Here is a 16712-nt window from a genome sequence, read left to right on the forward strand (position 1 = left end):
TCACTCCATGCGCAGGAAATGTTCGCGGTAGAACTTCAGTTCGTCGATCGATTCGTAAATGTCGGCCAGCGCCTCGTGCCGCTGTGCCTTCTTGAACTGCGCCGCGAGCTCGGGCCGCCAGCGCTTGCACAGCTCCTTCAGCGCCGACACGTCGAGATTGCGGTAGTGGAACCAGGCTTCGAGCTGGGGCATGTGGCGGGCGAGGAAGCGGCGGTCCTGGCAGATTGAATTGCCGCAGATAGGGCTGGTGCGCTCGGGCAGGTACTGGCTCAGAAACGCGATCATTTCGGTTTCGGCGGCCGCTTCGGTGACGGTCGAGGCGCGCACGCGCTCGGTCAGGCCGGACTTGCCGTGCGTACTGGTATTCCATTTGTCCATGCCGGCGAGCACCTCGTCGGACTGGTGCACGGCGATCACCGGCCCTTCGGCGACCACTTCGAGATGCGCGTCGGTGACCACGCAGGCCAGCTCGATGACGCGATCACTGTCCGGATAGAGACCGGTCATTTCCATGTCCAGCCAGACGAGGTAGGTGGGGTCCTGTGCCATAATCGAGAAAATTTCCAAGCGGGATTAATGCGTTCGTCCGAACGCGGATCGGCCTGATTTTGTCACACTCACGTGACCTGGACTCCGTCTAAATCGGAGTTCCGACAGGAACCGCATCCACCCGAGGCTCTCCATCATGCTGACCGAAATATTCGTCCTTGCACTCGTGCTGACCACCGGCGTGCGCCTGTGGCTCGCGACCCGCCACCGCGCGCACATCGCGGCGCACCGCGCCGAAGTGCCGCAGGCCTTCCGCGACAGCATTCCGCTGGACGCCCATCAGAAAGCGGCCGACTACACGATGGCGCGCGTGAGCCTTGCCCGCGCCGACGTGGTGGTGAGCGCACTGTGGCTTCTGGTGCTGACGCTGGGCGGCGGCCTGCAGTGGTTCTACGACCTTGCCGGCAGCCTTGCCGGCGACGGCCTGCTGCGCGACCTGGTGTTCGTCGGCGTGCTGACCCTGGCGTCCGGCGTGATCGATCTGCCCTTTACGCTGTACCGCACCTTCGTCATCGAAGCGCGCTTCGGCTTCAACAAGATGACGCCCGCCATGTTCTTCGGCGATCTGATCAAGCACGGGCTGGTGGCGGCCGCCATCGGCGCGCCGGTGCTGGCCGCGGTGCTGTGGATCATGGACAGCTTGGGCAGCGCCTGGTGGGTGTACGCCTGGGCGTTCTGGCTGGCGTTCAGTCTGGCCGCGATGCTGCTGTACCCGACGCTGATCGCGCCGCTGTTCAACAAGTTCGAGCCGATGCCCGACGGCGAGCTGCGCAGCCGCATCGAGGGCCTGCTCGAGCGCTGCGGTTTTCGCGCCGACGGCCTGTTTGTCATGGACGGCTCGCGCCGCTCGGCGCACGGCAACGCCTACTTCACCGGCTTCGGCAAGGGCAAGCGCATCGTGTTCTTCGACACCCTGCTCAACCGGCTCGGCGGCGACGAGATCGAAGCCGTGCTGGCGCACGAACTGGGCCACTACAAGCATCACCACATCTGGAAGCGCGTGGCGCTGATCGGCGGCGGCAGCCTGGCCTTCTTCGCCCTGCTCGGCTGGCTGATCGACCAGCCGTGGTTCTACGCGCAACTGGGGGTGAGCAGCGAGGGCAACGTGATCGCGCTGATGCTGTTCGCGCTCGTGATGCCGGTGTTCTCCTTTCCGCTGTCGCCCATCATGTCGCTGATGTCGCGCAAGCATGAATTCGAAGCCGACGCCTACGCCGCGGCGCAGACGCGTTCCGGCTGGCTGGTGTCGGCGCTGGTGAAGCTGTACCGCGACAACGCCTCGACGCTGACGCCCGATCCGCTGTATTCCAGCTTCTATGATTCGCACCCGCCCGCCGCATTGCGCGTGGCGAAACTGCAGACGCTCTGACCCCTCAGGAACTCATGGACGCACACGAACTTGCCCAGCAGCACTGCACGCCGCAGAAGGGCGCGCACAAGCGGCTGACCGGCGACACGCTTGCCACCCACCTGCGCAGCGTGCCGGGCTGGATAGAGGCGGACAACCACATTTCCAAGGACTTCCAGTTCGCCGATTACGCGCAGGTGGTCGCGTTTGTGAACCAGGTGGCGGCACTGGCAGCAGCCGAAGATCATCACCCGGACATCATGTTCGGCTTCAACCGGGTGCGCGTGGTGTTCACGACGCACAGCGTGCGCGGCGTATCCCTCAATGATCTGATCTGCGCCGCCCGCATCGAAGCGATGCGCGACCTTTGAACACCGTTGCAGGTCGCGTCGTGTCGGCGCACGGCCGGCACTACATGGTGCGGCTCGACGACGGACAGGTGCTGCAGGCCTTCCCGCGCGGCAAACGTTCCGAAGTCGCCTGCGGTGACCGGGTCGAGCTGTCGCTGCAGGCGGATCAGGCGCGGATAGAGAGCATTCACGAACGGCGCAGCCTGCTCTACCGCAAGGATGCCTTCAAGCAGAAAACGGTCGCCGCCAACGTCGACCAGGTGGTGATCGTCACCGCGACCGAACCGGGCTTCAACGCCGATCTGGTGGCGCGCATCCTGATTGCGATCGGGGCGCAGGACGTCGACGGGCTGATCGTGCTCAACAAGTGCGACCTCGCCGAGGGCCTCGCGGGCGCCCGCGCCCAGCTCGCCGGCTTCGCCGCCATGGGCTACACGGTGCTCGAGCTGTCGGCGAAGCAGGACGTGTCGATGCTCGCCAGCCATCTGAAGGGCCGACTGAACGTGTTCATCGGCCAGTCGGGCATGGGCAAGTCGACCCTGGTGAACGCGCTGATCCCCGGTGCCGCGGCGGCAACGCGCGAGATTTCGGCGGCGCTCGATTCCGGCAAGCACACCACCACTTACGCCCGGCTGTATGAGCTGCCGGGCGGTGGCGAACTGATCGACAGCCCCGGTCTGCAGGAATTCGGCCTGTCGCACCTCGACCTGCCGGCGCTGGAATACGCCTTCGTCGACTTCCGTCCCTGGCTCGGCAAGTGCCGATTCCGCGACTGCGCGCACGACCGCGAGCCCGACTGCGCGCTGCGCGACAACGTCGCCCCGGGACGCATGTCGCTCTACCGCATCCTGCGGAACGAACTGCAGCGGCCGCTGTATTGAGCCAGCAAGCGAGCGAAATACCGGGACATTTTCCCGTCGTGCAGCCGCCCCGAAGCAGGTAGTCCCCGTCCTACAGCCTTGGGCACTCTGCACGTCTAGCATCCGGCCGGTTGCCTCAAATCGCCATCGGAGCCGTGCCCATGCCCAGGATGAACGTCACTGTTTCACTGCGTTACGACGTCGACACCGCGGGCAGTCTCGCGCTGCGCATCCTGCCCGCCGCCACACCCCAGCAGAAGGTGAGCGGCGAGTCGCTGGTGTCGTCACTCGGTGCGCGCAGCCGCATCGTCAACGGCCGCCTCGGCCAGCGCGTACTGCACGTACAGGCGCCGCCCGGTCCGCTCGAAATCGACTACTCGGCGCGCGTGCTGACCACGCATCACCTGGCCGACCCGGCCGCGCTGGCCGAGATCGGCGTCGCCGAACTGCCGTTCGATGTATTGCCCTTCCTGCACGAAAGCCCGTTCTGCCCGACCGAGCCGCTGACCCGTCTGGCCTTTCGCACCTTCGGCCGCATGAAGCCCGGCTACGCGCGCGTGGCCACGCTGTGCGAGTGCGTGCGCGACCGCACCCGTTTCGACCCGGCCCAGGCCGGTGCCGACAAGTCGGTCATGGACACCCTGCTGGACAAGAGCGGCGCCAGCGAACACTTCGCCCATCTCGCCATCTCGCTGTGCCGCGCACTCTACATCCCGGCGCGGCTGGTCAGCGTGACCGGGCCGGGCAGCAGCGCGGCGCAGGGGCTGTCCGGTCTGCACTGCTGCATCGAAGTGTTTCTGGGTGATCGCTGGTATCTGTTCGACCCGACCGGCACGGCGCCGATCGGCCGTCTGATCCGCGTCGGTACCGGCCGTGACGCCAGCGATCTGCCGGCCATCAGCATGCAGGGCGAGGCACAGCAGACGGGTGGCCGTCTGCAGATCACGACGCTGTGTGACGCCAGCGACATGCAGTCCGACGCCTCGGACGCGCTGCGGGCGATTTCGACGGCCGCGCCCGACCTGACGCGCGGCGGATCACTGACCGAGCAGGACGGACGGCGTCAGGCCTGATGCTCAGGCCCGATGTCCGGTCCCTTGATCACTGCAGCATGAAGGTTTCGTATTCCAGCCGACCGAGCTTGCGGTCGAGCGCATACAGGCCGAACAGCAGCGTCAGCAGCACCGACAACGCATAGCCGTAGCCGTAGAAGCTGGCGCCCAGCTTGAAGAACAGCGCGGTGAACAAGATGTTCGACACGCAGAAGAAGGCGCACAGGCCGAGAATGAGCCGGCGCTGGTCCAGGTAGAAGAACACATTCAGCAGTGCCAGCAGGCCCACCTGCAGGCTGGCCGCCAGCGTCTGGATGTACAGCAGCGGCAGGTAGAGCTCGGAAATCTCCAGCAACGCAAATACCGCCGGGCCGGCCACGATGGCCGCCAGCATGGCCAGCGTCTGGATCTTGCCGATTTCGGCCAGGCCCTGACGGATCGAATAGACCATTTCGTCGCGCATGTCCTCGATGTATTCGAGCGAGCCGCCGGCGCGCACCGCATCGAAGAAGCGATCGTAGTACTCGACGAAATCGGTTTCGATGCGCACCAGGAACACCGCCATGCCGGGGATGATCGACAGGTAGGCCATGAACACCGGCAGATCGTAGATGACCGAGGCGCGCAGGGGCCCGATGATGGCGTCGGACGTTTCCGGCCAGCTCCAGAACATGAACTTGTCGGCCCACACGCCGAGGTTGTACAGCAGGCCGATCGCCATCAGCGTCGGATAGCGCGTACTGCGGTCGGCGAATTCGTACGAGATGGTGACCACCGAGCGGTAGTGCCACGACGTCATGATCCACATGCCGACGAGCAATACGAAATGGCCGAGCACGAAGCCGCCGAGCAGGCCTTCCAGCCCCCACGGCCGGGCCAGCAGCGCAGCGGTGACGGTGATCGCGTAACCCAGTGCGTACAGCAGCAGGATGGCGCGGTACATCTTGAGCCCGGACAGGAAGATCGTGGCGACCCAGATGCCGCACAGCAGAACGAAGCCCGACAGCATCAGCAGCCGGTAGGCGACCGACAGGCCGGAAAACAGCGTGAATGCCAGCACCAGCCCGATGATGCCGGCCAGCGCGATCACCCACAGCAGCAGGCCATTGAAGTTCGACATGATGATGTCGTCGCGCTTCTCGAACAGACGGTCCGACACGAAACGGGTGAACGCCAGCTGCACGATGCCGGTCAGGATGAGCGAGGTGGCGATCAGATAGGTCACCGACACCTGGAACTGCGTGACCAGGAATTCCGGCACCACGACGGCACGTGACAGCAGACCGACCATCAGGATGCCGACGATGGACAGCACCCATGGTCCGGAGCCGATCACGCCGGCGTAGCTGTAGGCCTGCGCCAGCCCGAGCAGGCTGTCCTTCTTCAGCAGTTTGCGCAGTTCGAAACCGATGCCGGCCATCAGCGCGCTCCATGCCCGAACGGGCAGCCACCGGCGGTGCGACCTTCGCGCGCCAACGCCTGGGTGTAGACCTCGCGGTAGCGGTCGAACATCTGCGTGTCGCTGTAGTAGCGTTCGACGCGCGCGATGCCGGCCTGTTGCGCGGAGGCCCAGGCGACCGGATCGCCGAGCAGTTCGAGCGCCGCATCGGCCAGCGCCTGCGGATCGGCGATGCCGACCACGCGGCCAGCCGCGCCCAGCGCCTCGTCTTCGTCGCCCAGTCCGTACATCAACTGGCGGCACGACCCGACATCGGTCGACACCGCAGGCACGCCCGCCGCATACCCTTCCAGCAGCACCAGCGGCAGCGCCTCGGAAATCGACGACAGCACGACCAGACCGATCTTCGGCATCAGTTCGTCGATCTTCTGCATGCCGAGAAAGCGCACGTTGTCGTTCAGGCCCAGACTGTCGACCAGGTTGCGGCACTCTTCGGCATAGGCCGGATCTTCTTCGGCCGGGCCGGCGATCCAGCCCTGCGCCTCGGGCATGCGATTCACGACGCGACGCATCGCCCGGATGAAGGTCTTGATGTCCTTGATCGGCACCACGCGGCCGATCAGGCACAGCACCGGCGGCACCTTTTCGGGCCGCTTGTCGCGCAGCGGTGCCAGCTTGTGGATCGCCACGCCATTCGGAATGTTGCGCGTGCGCGGGGCGTCGGCCCCGTCGGCAACCTGGCGCAGACGGTTGATTTCATACAGCGCGATGATGGGGTCGGCCGCGCCATAGGTCAGCCGGCCCAGCCATTCGAAGAAGCGTATCCACAGCTGGCGGAAATAGCTCAGTTCGGACGCGTCCTTCTGGAACACGTTGCGGTTGTCCCGTATCCACTCGTTCTGGTACAGGTCGATCTTGCGTTCCTTGGTGTAGATGCCGTGCTCCGACAGCACCAGCGGCCGGCCGGTCGATTGCGCCAGCATGGCGCCGAGGAAGCCGGCGTATCCGGTCGACACGCTGTGATAGACCTTGGCCGGAATCAGCCCGTGCGCGACGCGCGCGAGCTGCCACAGTGGCTGGTGCATGATGCGCACGGTCCAGAAGTAGTCGACGAAGCTGGGGTCGCTGCAGTACTTGCGGTAGCGGTCGGTCACGATGTCCCACGAAGCCTCGCTGCGCAGGAAGTCGTCGAGGCTGACCCGGCCGCCCGGACTGATTTCACGGCACGCCGCACCGAACAGGTCGAGCGCGTCACCACCGCTGCGGAAGGTGTCGTGCAGGGCCGCCATGCGGGCGAAGCCTTCGGCGTCGCCTGCCATGCCGGTCTTGCGGTCGTGTGCGCTGGCGCTGCCCAGGTCGTCGTGCAGGTAGTGGGTTTCGATGTGCTTCACGTTGTCCGGCAGCGTGTAGCGCATGTCGCCGTAATCGCTGCGCCGGCTGCCGATGAACACCACGGCGAACGTGAGGTCGGGGAAGGCGCGGATGATCTGGTTAACCCAGCTCGACACGCCACCCGACACGTACGGAAACGTGCCTTCGAGCAGCAGCGCCACATCGACGCCTGCCGGTTTGATCGGCTCTGTCATGCGTGCCCCCAGAATCGCAGTACCGGCTGCAGGCGCGAAAGGCCCTCCCAGTCCTGCATGCTCGCCAGCAGGGTTTTCACCCGCGCGTAATCGCGCCGGGCGAACGCCAGTTCGGCCAGATAGGGCACCACGCGCGACGCCGGCAGGCCCAGTTCTCGCGCGCGCCGGTAGGCGGCGTCGGCTTCGTCGAAGCGTTGCAGCTGCTGCAGCAGGCGACCGTGCTGCAAGTGCAGCGCCGGATCGTCGGTCAGCCCTTGCAGCGCGGTTTCGGTATGGCGCAGCGCTTCGCCGACCGCGTAGTCCAGCAGATCGCCCTGCACCAGCCCCTGATAGATGAGTTCCCAGTACAGCGCGGCGAGTTGATGCGCGACCGTGCTGCGTTCCGCGACATCGCGGCTGGCCGCGAGGCGCTTGCGCGCCTCGTGAATGGAGGCGTTGAGCTGCTTCTCGCGTCCGTCGAGCAGACCGTAGGCGAGCAGGCGCAGATCGTCTTCGGCATCGCCCAGCAGTTCGCGCAGCACCGGCGAGCCGATGCGCGACGGCGCATGCGACAGCGCCACCATCGCACGCAGGCGCTGCGGCACCGGCGCACGCTCGTTCTTCAGGAACTGGCGCACGCCGGCCTGACGGAATCCGGCGGACGACTTTTCGCTGCTTTCGTGCGTGTCGAGTTCGGGCAGACGCACCGCGGTGAAACGCTGCGGCGCACGCAGGCGGGGCAGCAGGTGGCGCAGCAGCGCACCGATGATGACGCCGACGAAGCCGAGCAGCGGCACGAAGAAGATGCAGCTGAACAGCAGCGCCAGCACGCTGGCGCGCGGCTTCGACTGCCGCGCCGGGATCAGCAGATAGACGGCCAGCGCAAGCAGACCGCTGGCGGGCGCGTGTATCGCCAGATAGGCCAGCAATGCCTGATCGGCATGCTCGACCAGAAGCAGCGCCTGCAGGGCGCCGAGCTCGGTCAGCAGGGCCATCAGGCCGAGTTTGCTAGCGCCCATGACGACCCTTCAGCAGTCGATCCAGCAGCGTCAGCGGTTCGACCGTATCGATCAGGTGGATGCGGCTGCCGATGCCGCTCGCATCCAGCCCGCCGCTGCGGTGCTGCGCCAGCCAGGCGTCGATGCGCGCGAGATAGCCTTCGACCGCCGCACTGCCGGCAAGTGGCATCAGCGTGATCAATTGCGAACCGGTGTCGCTGCGCACCAGCCAGACCACATCAAGCGAGCGCTGGATGCGGCTGATCTGCAGCGCCAGATCGTCTTCCGGCGCAGCGGCCGGAAAATCGAGCGTGACCAGCGCGCTGGCCACCCCGGATTCGACCCGCACGCGCCACATGCGCGCCAGTTCGAAGGCGAAGTCGGGCGGGCAGTCGGGGTGTACCGTGCGGATCGGTGCCGCCAGTTCGCTCGCCGACAGGCCGTCGGCGTAGTAGCCGAGCAGCAGGTTGAGCATCTGCAGCGTTTCGTCATGCAGCGCGAAGAACGGCATGCCGTCGACCACCAGCAGCGCGCGCATGTCGCCGTTCATGTCGGTCAGCGGCGCCACGACCAGGTAGCGCGAGCCGCTGAGCGCGCGTTCCTCGTCGAGCGCGATGTGGGCAAGGCGGCGCCGTTCGCAGGCATAGCCGACCAGCGGATCCGCCATGTCGATGTCGAACTGCGCACCCAGATGAACCGGCGCGGCGCCGACCGCATGGCCGTCCTGATCGATCTGCAGCAGGGCGGCTCGTTCGATCTGGCAATACTGGGACACCAGCCGCAGCAGTTCGGCGGCACCGGGCAGCGAAGTCCCCGCGGCCGCCGGCGCCGATGCCAGACCGCGCAGACTGACCAGCGCATCGCGCATCGACACCGGGCGCGAAATGAGGTCCTGCTCCAGCCGGTCATGCGACAGGCGCAGCAGATAGTGCTGGTGCGTCAGATATTCGAGCCGCTGTTCGAGATAGGCCTGCACGCTTTCGGCGCGCCGCACGCGGCCGCGCCACAGCGACGAAAACTCGCCGCTGATCATCACCGTGATCAGCCAGCCGAGGAAATACAGTTTGGGCAGTTCGCCCAGCGCCACGCCCAGCTCGCCGAACACGAACCAGGCGCCGAACACGATGGCGCTGCCGACCAGACCCGGAATCGGTCCGTAGCGCAGCGCCACCAGCACCGGACCCAGCCACACCCACGCGAACTGCGAGCGCAGGAAGAAGGGATCGAGCGGATTCAGCCAGAACGCCAGTGCCAGTGCCAGCACCGGCAGCACCAGGGTTTCGGTCAGCGCCGATGCGCCGGCGCCGGAACCGGTCGGCGTGAAGCGATCGATGATGCGCCTGAGCAGCGGCTCATCGACGCGGCGGATGACCGGCTTCTCGCCGGGCGCGCGCGGATTCATTTACTTCAGGGCCGGCACGAGGAGCGACTTGATCAGTTCCTGCGCCACGCCGGACAGCGATTCGCGGCTCCAGCCGCTCTTGCCGCCGACGCCGCTCCACACGACCTTGCCGCCGTCGATCTCGACGATCTGCAGCGCCACGCCCACCGCCGGTTCGCCATCGACGCCGACCTTGTAGCGCCACTCGTCGACAGTGCCGGTGACCGCATAGCGCGCGCCCTGCTCCTTCGCCCAGTCCATCGCCTTGTCGGCGTCCTTCGGTTTGCCGGATTCGAACAGGTTGTCGTTCTGCAGGCTGACCGGGTAGCGCTTCAGGTTGGCCACGCCGAGCGAACGCAGCAGGCCTTCGGTGACGCTTTCGGCGCGCTGGCCGGCGAATGGCGTTTCGGTCGCGTTGGCGAACGGCAGCACCACCCAGGCGGCGTTCTTGTCGGCGCCCGAGGGCGGCGAGTGGTCGATGACGGCGCAACCGCCAAGCAGCGTGACGACGGCCAGCAGGCCCAGAGTGCGGTGGATCAGGCGGGTCATGGTGTATCTCCCTGTTCTAGAAAGGCGGCCATCAGAAGAACAGCCGGTAATGAAGCGCAAATTCGGTGGTGCGAGCGAACAGCCCGCCACCGCCCTTGTTCTGTCGCCAGGACAGCGAAAAATGATCGGTGCCGAGCACGCTGCCGGCCAGGCCGAGCGCCACGTCGTAACCGGCACCCGACACGCTGTTGTTGAGCACGCCGACCGAGCCGAAGGGCCGCAGCGCCTTCGTGTAGTCGCGCGCCAGCCGCACGTTGTGGGTCAGTCGCACACCGTGCAGGTTGAAGCTTTGCGGCCGCAGCGCGGTGGCGTCGGACGCGCTGGCGAAGAACAGCCGGTTCTTGATGTCTACGGCACGCGCATCGGCGAGATCAATGTCGGACGGATTGAAGCGGTAGCCCGCCACATAGGCGCTGACTTCGAGGTCGGGCAATTCGGTACGGATCGAGTGCACATATTCCGCCTGCCATAGCCGGCCGCGGCCGATGTCGAGATCGTTCTGCGCCTGATAGCGGTAGCGCGACAGCTGCAGACCGATGCGGTCGTAGCGCGACACGCGATAGGTGCCGCGCAGTTCGACCTGATCGCGCATGCCGGCGACGCGCAGGCCGAGGTTTTCGGTGGCCGGCATGTTCAGGCCGATGCCCAGCGATCCGGACAAGCGCCGGTCGATGCGCTGTTCGCGCTCGATGGCGAACGGATGAATCGTTTCGAAGCCGTCGCGCTGGCCGACGGTGATGCGGGTCACGCCATCGCCGTGCGCCCAGGCCAGCCGGCCGAGCAGGTATTCGCGTTCGTCGGGTACCGCGGAGTAGTCGACGTTGTCGCCGCGACCGCGCGTGATCGAGCCGAACTCGACGCTGAACCGCAGGTCGGGCGCGACACCGATGTCGAGTGTGGCGGACTGCTGGCGCTCGTCGATGCCGGCCAGTTCGCGCTGGGCGATGTCGAGGTCGAAGCGGTCCGAGTAGTCGAGCAGCGCATCGCTCAGCTGCAGGTGCAGCGGCGCGTCGTCGCGCTGTGCGTCCATCGTTTCGAAGGCGGCCGTCTGGGCACGCCGCACATCGCCGACCATTCGCGCACTGTTGACGCGGTCGTAGCGCGGCAGGCGTTCGTCCCACTGCTCAAGCAGCGCGCCGACCGCTGCGACATCGCCTTGACCGAGTGCGGCCGTGATGTCGGCCCACAGTGGGCGGTTCAGCGCGCGACCGTACTGGTGCCACAGAAAGCCGCGCACCGCTTCGTATTCGCCGTGATCGATGAACCAGGACAGCGCCAGTTCCTTCGCCGCCGGCAGCCATTCGCCGTCGGGCGCGCGATCGAGCCGCAGCACCTCGCGCAGCAGCGCATGCGATGCGTCGCCCGGCTGTTGTGCGCGTGCGAGGCGCACACGCGCCAGCCGCTGCAGCTGCGCGATGTCGTCGGCGGCGAGCACCCGCAGCTTCGGCCGCTCGGCGCGCCACAGCTGCTCGCGCAGCCGCCAGGCGCGCTCGGTTTCCTGATTCTGTTCCAGCGCATCGGCGACATTCATCATCCACAGGAAGTCGCCGCGCTGCGCGCCGACGCGCGGCAGCAGATAGCGTTCGAGCGCAGTCTGCGGGCGCGACAGCGCCTGCCAGGACGCCGCCAGCGCGTCATGCAGCAAGGGTTCGCGCGACCATGACTGTTCGTGGCGCGCCAGCAGTTCGCGCAGCGCCAGCGTGTCGTTGCCGTCGATGAACAGCCACAGCAGCGCGGAGCGCACCTCGACCGAGCCCGGATCGATGGCCAGCGCGGCGCTGAAGTCGTCCAGCGCCTGCGCCTTGCGGCCGGCGGCCTGATGCCAGCGCGCGCGGATCTGCAGGAACAGCGGAAGCTGTTCGGCATCGCGCCGCTGGGCGTCCGACAGCTCGCCGATGATGCGGCCGATGTCCTGCGGCCGACCCGTGAACACATAAAGATCCAGCGTACGCATCAGCCAGACGCGATCGCCATGGAGGCGCCAGCCGCGCTCGGCTTCGCGCGCCGCCTGCAGCGGTGCGACATCCAGCAGCAGTTCGACCAGATCCTGCAGTTCGGACACCTCGGCATCGTCGAAGCGCGTGATGCGTGCCAGCGCGTCGCGCGCGCGGTCGTCGTCCTGCAGCAGCTGGGCCAGCGATGCATAGAGCCGCCAGTAATCGCGATCGGCATCGCTGGCCGCCGGGCGGACCGCTTCGAGCGCCGCCATCGCTTCATCGAAGCGGTTACGCGAAATCAGCAGCGCCGCCCGGCGCGACGTGCGACGCACATCCGGCGTGGCGCTGGCGTCGATGCGCGCCAGCGTGGCCAGTGCGAGCTCGATGTCGGCGGCGCGCTCGGCCAGATCGGCCAGCGCCACCAGCACCGTCTGCGGCGGGTTCGCCCCGCCCAGGCCCTGCAGGAATTCGATGCCCTCGCGCGGTCTGCCGAGCCGTTCATAGGTGGCGATGATGGCGGTCAGCAGGCGGCTGTCGCCGGGCTGCCGTGCGATGCGGTGACGCAGGCCAGCCAGCAGGGCTTCGTCGTCGAGCAGGCCGGGGGCCAGCCGCAGCACCGCGTCCCACGCGTCTTCGCGGCCGGTGCGCCGGGCGATGACCAGCCACTGGTCGAGACCTTCCTGCGGTTTGCCGGCCCACTCCGACGACGTGGCCAGACGCTCCCGCCAGATCAAGCTGTCGGGCGCCTGGCGCACCGCCGATGCGGCGACGCGCTGCGCGTCGTCGAGCTGGCGGTTGCCCAGAAAGGCCTCGAATCCGAGCGTGTAGATGCGGTCATCGAACGGCAGATCGGGCACGCCTTTCGTCGCCACCCGCCAGGGCCGCGCATCGAAGCCGGACTGCGCCAGCAGCGTGCGCCGCCATTGCTGCTGCAGCGACAGCTTCAGCATGGCGCGCGCGAAGCGCGCCGCCGCGTCGGGACGGTTGGCGGCGCGCGCCAGCGTGACCAGGTAGTACAGCACTTCGGTGTCGCCCGACAATTCACCCAGTTCGCGTTCGGCCGTTTCGAGCGCCAGCGCCAGCAGGTTGCCCGACTGCAGGGTGCGGATGGCCTGCAGATAAAGCTGACGACGCGTTGCGGCATCCGGTTCGGCGGCACGCAGCAGCAGCAGGATTTTCGCGGCGCTCTGGTACTCGCCGTGGCCGAGCAGTTCCTTCGCCGCCTCGCGATAGATGCGCGGGTCAGGCCGCACACCTTCGCGCGTGAAGCCCGACAGCAGTTCCAGCGCCAGCACCGCCTGGCCCCAGGAAAGCGCACGTTCGACCAGTGCCATGCGGTTCTGGTCGGTCAGGCCATCGATCAGCACGGTGCGGCGCAACTTTTCGGGCAGGGCCGCTTCGAGTTCGGCGCGCCGCGCAGAACCTGGCTGGCTGGCCAGCAGCTCGCTTTCGAACACCGTCCATTCGACCCAGCGCGCCTCGGTGCCCGCGGCACCGGCTGGCGTGCCGGACAGCAGCGGCGCCAGCGCGCGGCGCGCATCGTCGTAGTCGCGCCGCGCCAACGCCTGTCGCACCAGCGCCAGGCGCAGTTCGGGATTGTCGGGATCGGTGCGCAGCAGATTGCGCAGATAGGCGATGGTCAGCGTGTCGCCACGGGTCGCGTTCAGCGTGTATTGCACCAGTTCGCGATACGGATAGAGCACGACCAGCAGCAGCGCCACCAGCAGCGCAATGCCCAGCAGCACATGCGGCGCGACCAGCCGCGGCCGCTCAAGCGAGGCGGCAGCGTAACTCGATCGTCGCAGCATGCGCGGTCAGCCTGAAGTGTGAAAGTCCCGCGTCGCTACGGTAGGGCTTGAGCGCCTTGCCGTCCGCACTGGCGGTGCATCGATCGATGTTCGCGAGCGCGAATTCGAGCGGCACGTGGGCTCGCAGGTCCAGCACCAGCCGATCTGCATCGCGCGTCATCGCGGCGATGCGGCCGTTGCTGCTGGACAGCGCGGGCGCCGCCGGCGCCGTGGGCAGCAGGCCGAAGCTCGCCTGATCGGCGGCCAGATGCAGATAGCGGCCTTCCGGTCCGGCGTTGAAGCCCGCCACGCCGGACGCTGCGGCGATATCCGGATAACCCAGTTCAACCGGCAGGCGCAGCGTTCGCAGGTGCGGCGCATTGCGCACCAGGTAGCGCTGTCCGTCCAGTGAGCGCGCCAGCACGAGGTCGTTGAAGTTCATCGCGATGCGCACGTACTCGCTCGGAAACACCGGGTGGACGTCCTGCGCCAGCGCATGGCGATACACCTTGTGCAGCGCGTCGAGCGCCGCCCGCTTGCTGGCCGAATACGTGTGGTAGTAGATGTTGATCGGCTTCAGACGGCGCGGTGAGCCCGTGTAGTCGAAGGTTTCGATGACGCGCCCGAAGCCGTAGAACGGGCCGGTCCACAAGTTCGTGTAGACGTTCTCGTTCATGATCGGCGCATGCACGTGGAAGCGCCGCCCCTGCCACGATCCCAGCGCGGACACCGCGGCCAGACTGGCGTAGTTGCGGGTGGCCACCGTGTAGCCGCCATTCATCTGCAGCATGCCGGCGGCGTCGACGATGTCCAGCGCAGCTTCGGTGGGCGACGCATCGCCGGTCCACAACATCAGCCCGACCGGTTTGCCGGGCGGTGCCAGACGACTGCGGATGTAGTCGCGCGAACCCAGAATCTCGCGCTGCAGGCTCGGCACATAGCCCTTGGGCGCCAGCGAGTAACCTTGCAGCGACTCGCGCACCTCGCCGCGTTCCACGCTGTCCCAGAAGAACGGGTGCGTATAGCTGTGCGACGCGATTTCGACGTGCGGCAGCGCGAACATGCGACGCGCCACATCTTCCATCAGCGGCGACTCTTTCGGGTACGCACCCTGCGGGCTGGTTTCAACCTCGATGACCGACATCGCGTGCGGCACGACGTAGCGCTTGAGCACATCGTCGAGCAGCACTTCCGCCGCCAGACGACGGCCCGGCATTTCGGCGCGCGAAGGAAAACCGTCGCCATCGATGTGGGCGAAGAACATGCGGCGTCCGGCTGCCGTCGTGGTGTCGGCGACCGGCAGCGCAGGCAGCGCCAGCGCCTGACGGATGAAGGCAAAGGGTTCGACGATCCAGCGCGACTGTTCGTCCTCGCCCGGGAGCACGCGCACCACGAAAGGATTCAGCACGTAGCCGCCCCACCCGGTGAGGGCGGCCGCATCGTAGTGCGTACCGTTGGCGTCCGACAGGCGCAGCAGCGTCCGTGCACCGGGCGCCGACACCCGGATCGGCTCGACACCGCGTCGCTCGGGAAGCGCCGGCGACTCGTAGCCGATCAGCGCATCGGCACTGACGACCTTCAACGCACCTTTCGGCGGCGCCGCGTCGTCGAGCCCGGCGGCACGCACGAAGCTGCCCGCGGGCTGGAACCCGAAACTGCCGAATACCGCAACCCGCGTGCCGTCGGCGATGCGCGCAGCCAGCCAGTTCGACAGCGCGCCGGTGCGATCCGGCGGAACGTAGCCGTCGAACCAGGCGACGACGCCGGCGTAGTCGCCGGCGGAAACCGCTTCCGGAAGGGGGCCGTTGACGTCTACATACTCCGCCACATAGCCCATGTGATTGACCGGCATTTCGGCGTAGCGGTGTGCATTCGACGCATTGATGCGGGTCGATTCACGGGCGTTGTAGAGGAACATCACCTTGCGCGGCAGCACTTCGATCAGGCCGACGCCGGTTGTTTCGAGCGCGGCATCGGTGACATAGGGCACGATGCCGTGCGACAGGATGCGTTGGGCGGTCGCCCGCGCCAGCGCGCGGTCGGTCGGCGCCACATAGTCGATCGCCAGCACCGTGGCACCATGCTGGTCGCGTGCCGCGAGCAATTGGCCCAGCAGCCAGTCGCGATCCGCCTGCGACACCTCGACATAGCGTTTCTTCTTCGCGTCCCAGCCGCGATAGAGCGATTCGGCCGCCACGGCGAACACCTCGCCGCGCAGCGCGGGCAGCAGTTCGAAGCCGCGGTTCATGATGAGGCGGATGCCCGGAAAGCGTGTGCGCATCAGGCGGATCACCGCCACCAGGCCGGCCTGCTGCGCCGCAACGTCAGCGTTCTTCACCAGGTGGTAGGAATCGAGCGTGTCGAGAAAGAAGCCGCGGTAGCCGCGCGTCCACAGCGGTGCAATGACCTGCTCGGCGAAGAAGGCCGGCCAGTCCGGCTGCGCCTGATCGATCACGATGGATTGCCAGTCGGTATTGCTGCCGATGCGCCACGGCGCCGGGATGCGCGAGGCGTAGCCGCGCGACGGATGCACTTCGCCGACGCTGACATAGGCGAACAGTTCGCTGCCGGCACCTTCAGCCTTGCCGGCACGGTAGGCGACCGGATCGAAACCGTGGTCGGGTTCGACCACCGCGATGTCGAACGCCTTCAGGGAGGCCAGCGGCGCCTGCTTGCCGTAGTGCAACGCGATCGAAGGGAGGTCAGCCGCGCGCGCTGGCGTCACGCAAGCGAAGCATGAAGCGACGAGACACAGCAGGACGCACAGAACACCTCGCAACCCCCGGGGCATCAGGGTACGCGGCGTGGCGCACGCGTCGGTTGCGCGTGCGCAATGCCAGTCGGCTCGAGCGGACATGCTCCGGACAGGTTCGTGGTTGGAACCCGGATTAACGACGGCCTTGCGGGAACCTTTAGCTTTGCGGGCGGGGCGGCGGA

12 protein-coding genes are annotated in these 16712 nt (G+C 67.0%); 4 read left to right on the forward strand and 8 right to left on the reverse strand.

The window, feature by feature from the left end; genetic code table 11:
• Entirely contained in the window at positions 1-549 is a 549-nt protein-coding gene (gene orn / locus NMQ16_RS07660; protein WP_257079943.1) for an oligoribonuclease, read from the reverse strand.
• Between the two features lie 136 nt (positions 550-685).
• Here orn and NMQ16_RS07665 point away from each other — a divergent pair, with 136 nt between their 5' ends.
• The 4 genes from NMQ16_RS07665 (at position 686) to NMQ16_RS07680 (ending at position 4180) form a co-directional block, all read left to right on the forward strand.
• A complete protein-coding gene (locus NMQ16_RS07665; RefSeq protein ID WP_257079944.1) occupies positions 686-1918 on the forward strand; it encodes a M48 family metallopeptidase in 1233 nt (410 codons plus the stop codon).
• A 14-nt stretch (positions 1919-1932) separates the two neighbouring features.
• The gene (locus NMQ16_RS07670) at positions 1933-2268 is read left to right on the forward strand and encodes a 4a-hydroxytetrahydrobiopterin dehydratase (protein ID WP_257079945.1); all 336 of its coding nucleotides are present in this window, start codon (positions 1933-1935) and stop codon (positions 2266-2268) included.
• Between the two features lie 44 nt (positions 2269-2312).
• Positions 2313-3128, forward strand: coding sequence for a ribosome small subunit-dependent GTPase A (gene rsgA, locus NMQ16_RS07675; RefSeq protein ID WP_257080126.1), 816 nt, complete (start codon positions 2313-2315; stop codon positions 3126-3128).
• Positions 3129-3268: 140 nt separating this feature from the next.
• Positions 3269-4180 (forward strand): transglutaminase family protein, encoded by a 912-nt coding sequence (locus NMQ16_RS07680; RefSeq protein WP_257079946.1) that lies wholly within the window; start codon positions 3269-3271, stop codon positions 4178-4180.
• 28 nt (positions 4181-4208) lie between these two features.
• On the opposite strand, the gene pelG is transcribed toward NMQ16_RS07680, so the two are convergent.
• The 7 genes from pelG to NMQ16_RS07715 are packed head-to-tail and all read right to left on the reverse strand — an operon-like array spanning position 4209 to position 16500.
• A complete protein-coding gene (gene pelG / locus NMQ16_RS07685) occupies positions 4209-5579 on the reverse strand; it encodes an exopolysaccharide Pel transporter PelG (protein WP_257079947.1) in 1371 nt (456 codons plus the stop codon).
• A complete protein-coding gene (pelF, locus tag NMQ16_RS07690; RefSeq protein ID WP_257079948.1) occupies positions 5579-7144 on the reverse strand; it encodes a GT4 family glycosyltransferase PelF in 1566 nt (521 codons plus the stop codon). Before pelF ends, pelG begins: the two co-directional genes overlap by 1 nt.
• On the reverse strand, positions 7141-8142 hold the full coding sequence (locus NMQ16_RS07695; RefSeq protein ID WP_257079949.1) for a hypothetical protein: 1002 nt from the start codon (positions 8140-8142) through the stop codon (positions 7141-7143). Before NMQ16_RS07695 ends, pelF begins: the two co-directional genes overlap by 4 nt.
• A complete protein-coding gene (locus NMQ16_RS07700) occupies positions 8132-9523 on the reverse strand; it encodes a PelD GGDEF domain-containing protein (protein WP_257079950.1) in 1392 nt (463 codons plus the stop codon). Before NMQ16_RS07700 ends, NMQ16_RS07695 begins: the two co-directional genes overlap by 11 nt.
• Positions 9524-10051, reverse strand: coding sequence for a penicillin-binding protein activator LpoB (locus tag NMQ16_RS07705; protein WP_069039808.1), 528 nt, complete (start codon positions 10049-10051; stop codon positions 9524-9526).
• A gap of 31 nt (positions 10052-10082) precedes the next feature.
• On the reverse strand, positions 10083-13796 hold the full coding sequence (locus NMQ16_RS07710; RefSeq protein WP_257079951.1) for a tetratricopeptide repeat protein: 3714 nt from the start codon (positions 13794-13796) through the stop codon (positions 10083-10085).
• A complete protein-coding gene (locus tag NMQ16_RS07715) occupies positions 13759-16500 on the reverse strand; it encodes a bifunctional glycoside hydrolase 114/ polysaccharide deacetylase family protein (protein WP_257079952.1) in 2742 nt (913 codons plus the stop codon). The genes NMQ16_RS07710 and NMQ16_RS07715 overlap by 38 nt, the downstream gene beginning before the upstream one ends.
• Positions 16501-16712: the final 212 nt, after the last annotated feature.

Source organism: Methyloversatilis sp. XJ19-49 (genome assembly GCF_024580145.1).
In the GTDB taxonomy this organism is placed as follows: Bacteria; Pseudomonadota; Gammaproteobacteria; order Burkholderiales; family Rhodocyclaceae; genus Methyloversatilis.

What these genes read in the sequence shown, in the direction of transcription:
- pelF (WP_257079948.1), bottom strand. Translation starts at nt 7,144, where the DNA reads ATGACAGAGCCGATCAAACCGGCAGGCGTCGATGTGGCGCTGCTGCTC.
- NMQ16_RS07710 (WP_257079951.1), bottom strand. Translation starts at nt 13,796, where the DNA reads ATGCTGCGACGATCGAGTTACGCTGCCGCCTCGCTTGAGCGGCCGCGG.
- pelG (WP_257079947.1), bottom strand. Translation starts at nt 5,579, where the DNA reads ATGGCCGGCATCGGTTTCGAACTGCGCAAACTGCTGAAGAAGGACAGC.
- NMQ16_RS07670 (WP_257079945.1), top strand. Translation starts at nt 1,933, where the DNA reads ATGGACGCACACGAACTTGCCCAGCAGCACTGCACGCCGCAGAAGGGC.
- NMQ16_RS07680 (WP_257079946.1), top strand. Translation starts at nt 3,269, where the DNA reads ATGCCCAGGATGAACGTCACTGTTTCACTGCGTTACGACGTCGACACC.
- NMQ16_RS07695 (WP_257079949.1), bottom strand. Translation starts at nt 8,142, where the DNA reads ATGGGCGCTAGCAAACTCGGCCTGATGGCCCTGCTGACCGAGCTCGGC.
- NMQ16_RS07705 (WP_069039808.1), bottom strand. Translation starts at nt 10,051, where the DNA reads ATGACCCGCCTGATCCACCGCACTCTGGGCCTGCTGGCCGTCGTCACG.
- rsgA (WP_257080126.1), top strand. Translation starts at nt 2,313, where the DNA reads ATGGTGCGGCTCGACGACGGACAGGTGCTGCAGGCCTTCCCGCGCGGC.
- orn (WP_257079943.1), bottom strand. Translation starts at nt 549, where the DNA reads ATGGCACAGGACCCCACCTACCTCGTCTGGCTGGACATGGAAATGACC.
- NMQ16_RS07700 (WP_257079950.1), bottom strand. Translation starts at nt 9,523, where the DNA reads ATGAATCCGCGCGCGCCCGGCGAGAAGCCGGTCATCCGCCGCGTCGAT.
- NMQ16_RS07665 (WP_257079944.1), top strand. Translation starts at nt 686, where the DNA reads ATGCTGACCGAAATATTCGTCCTTGCACTCGTGCTGACCACCGGCGTG.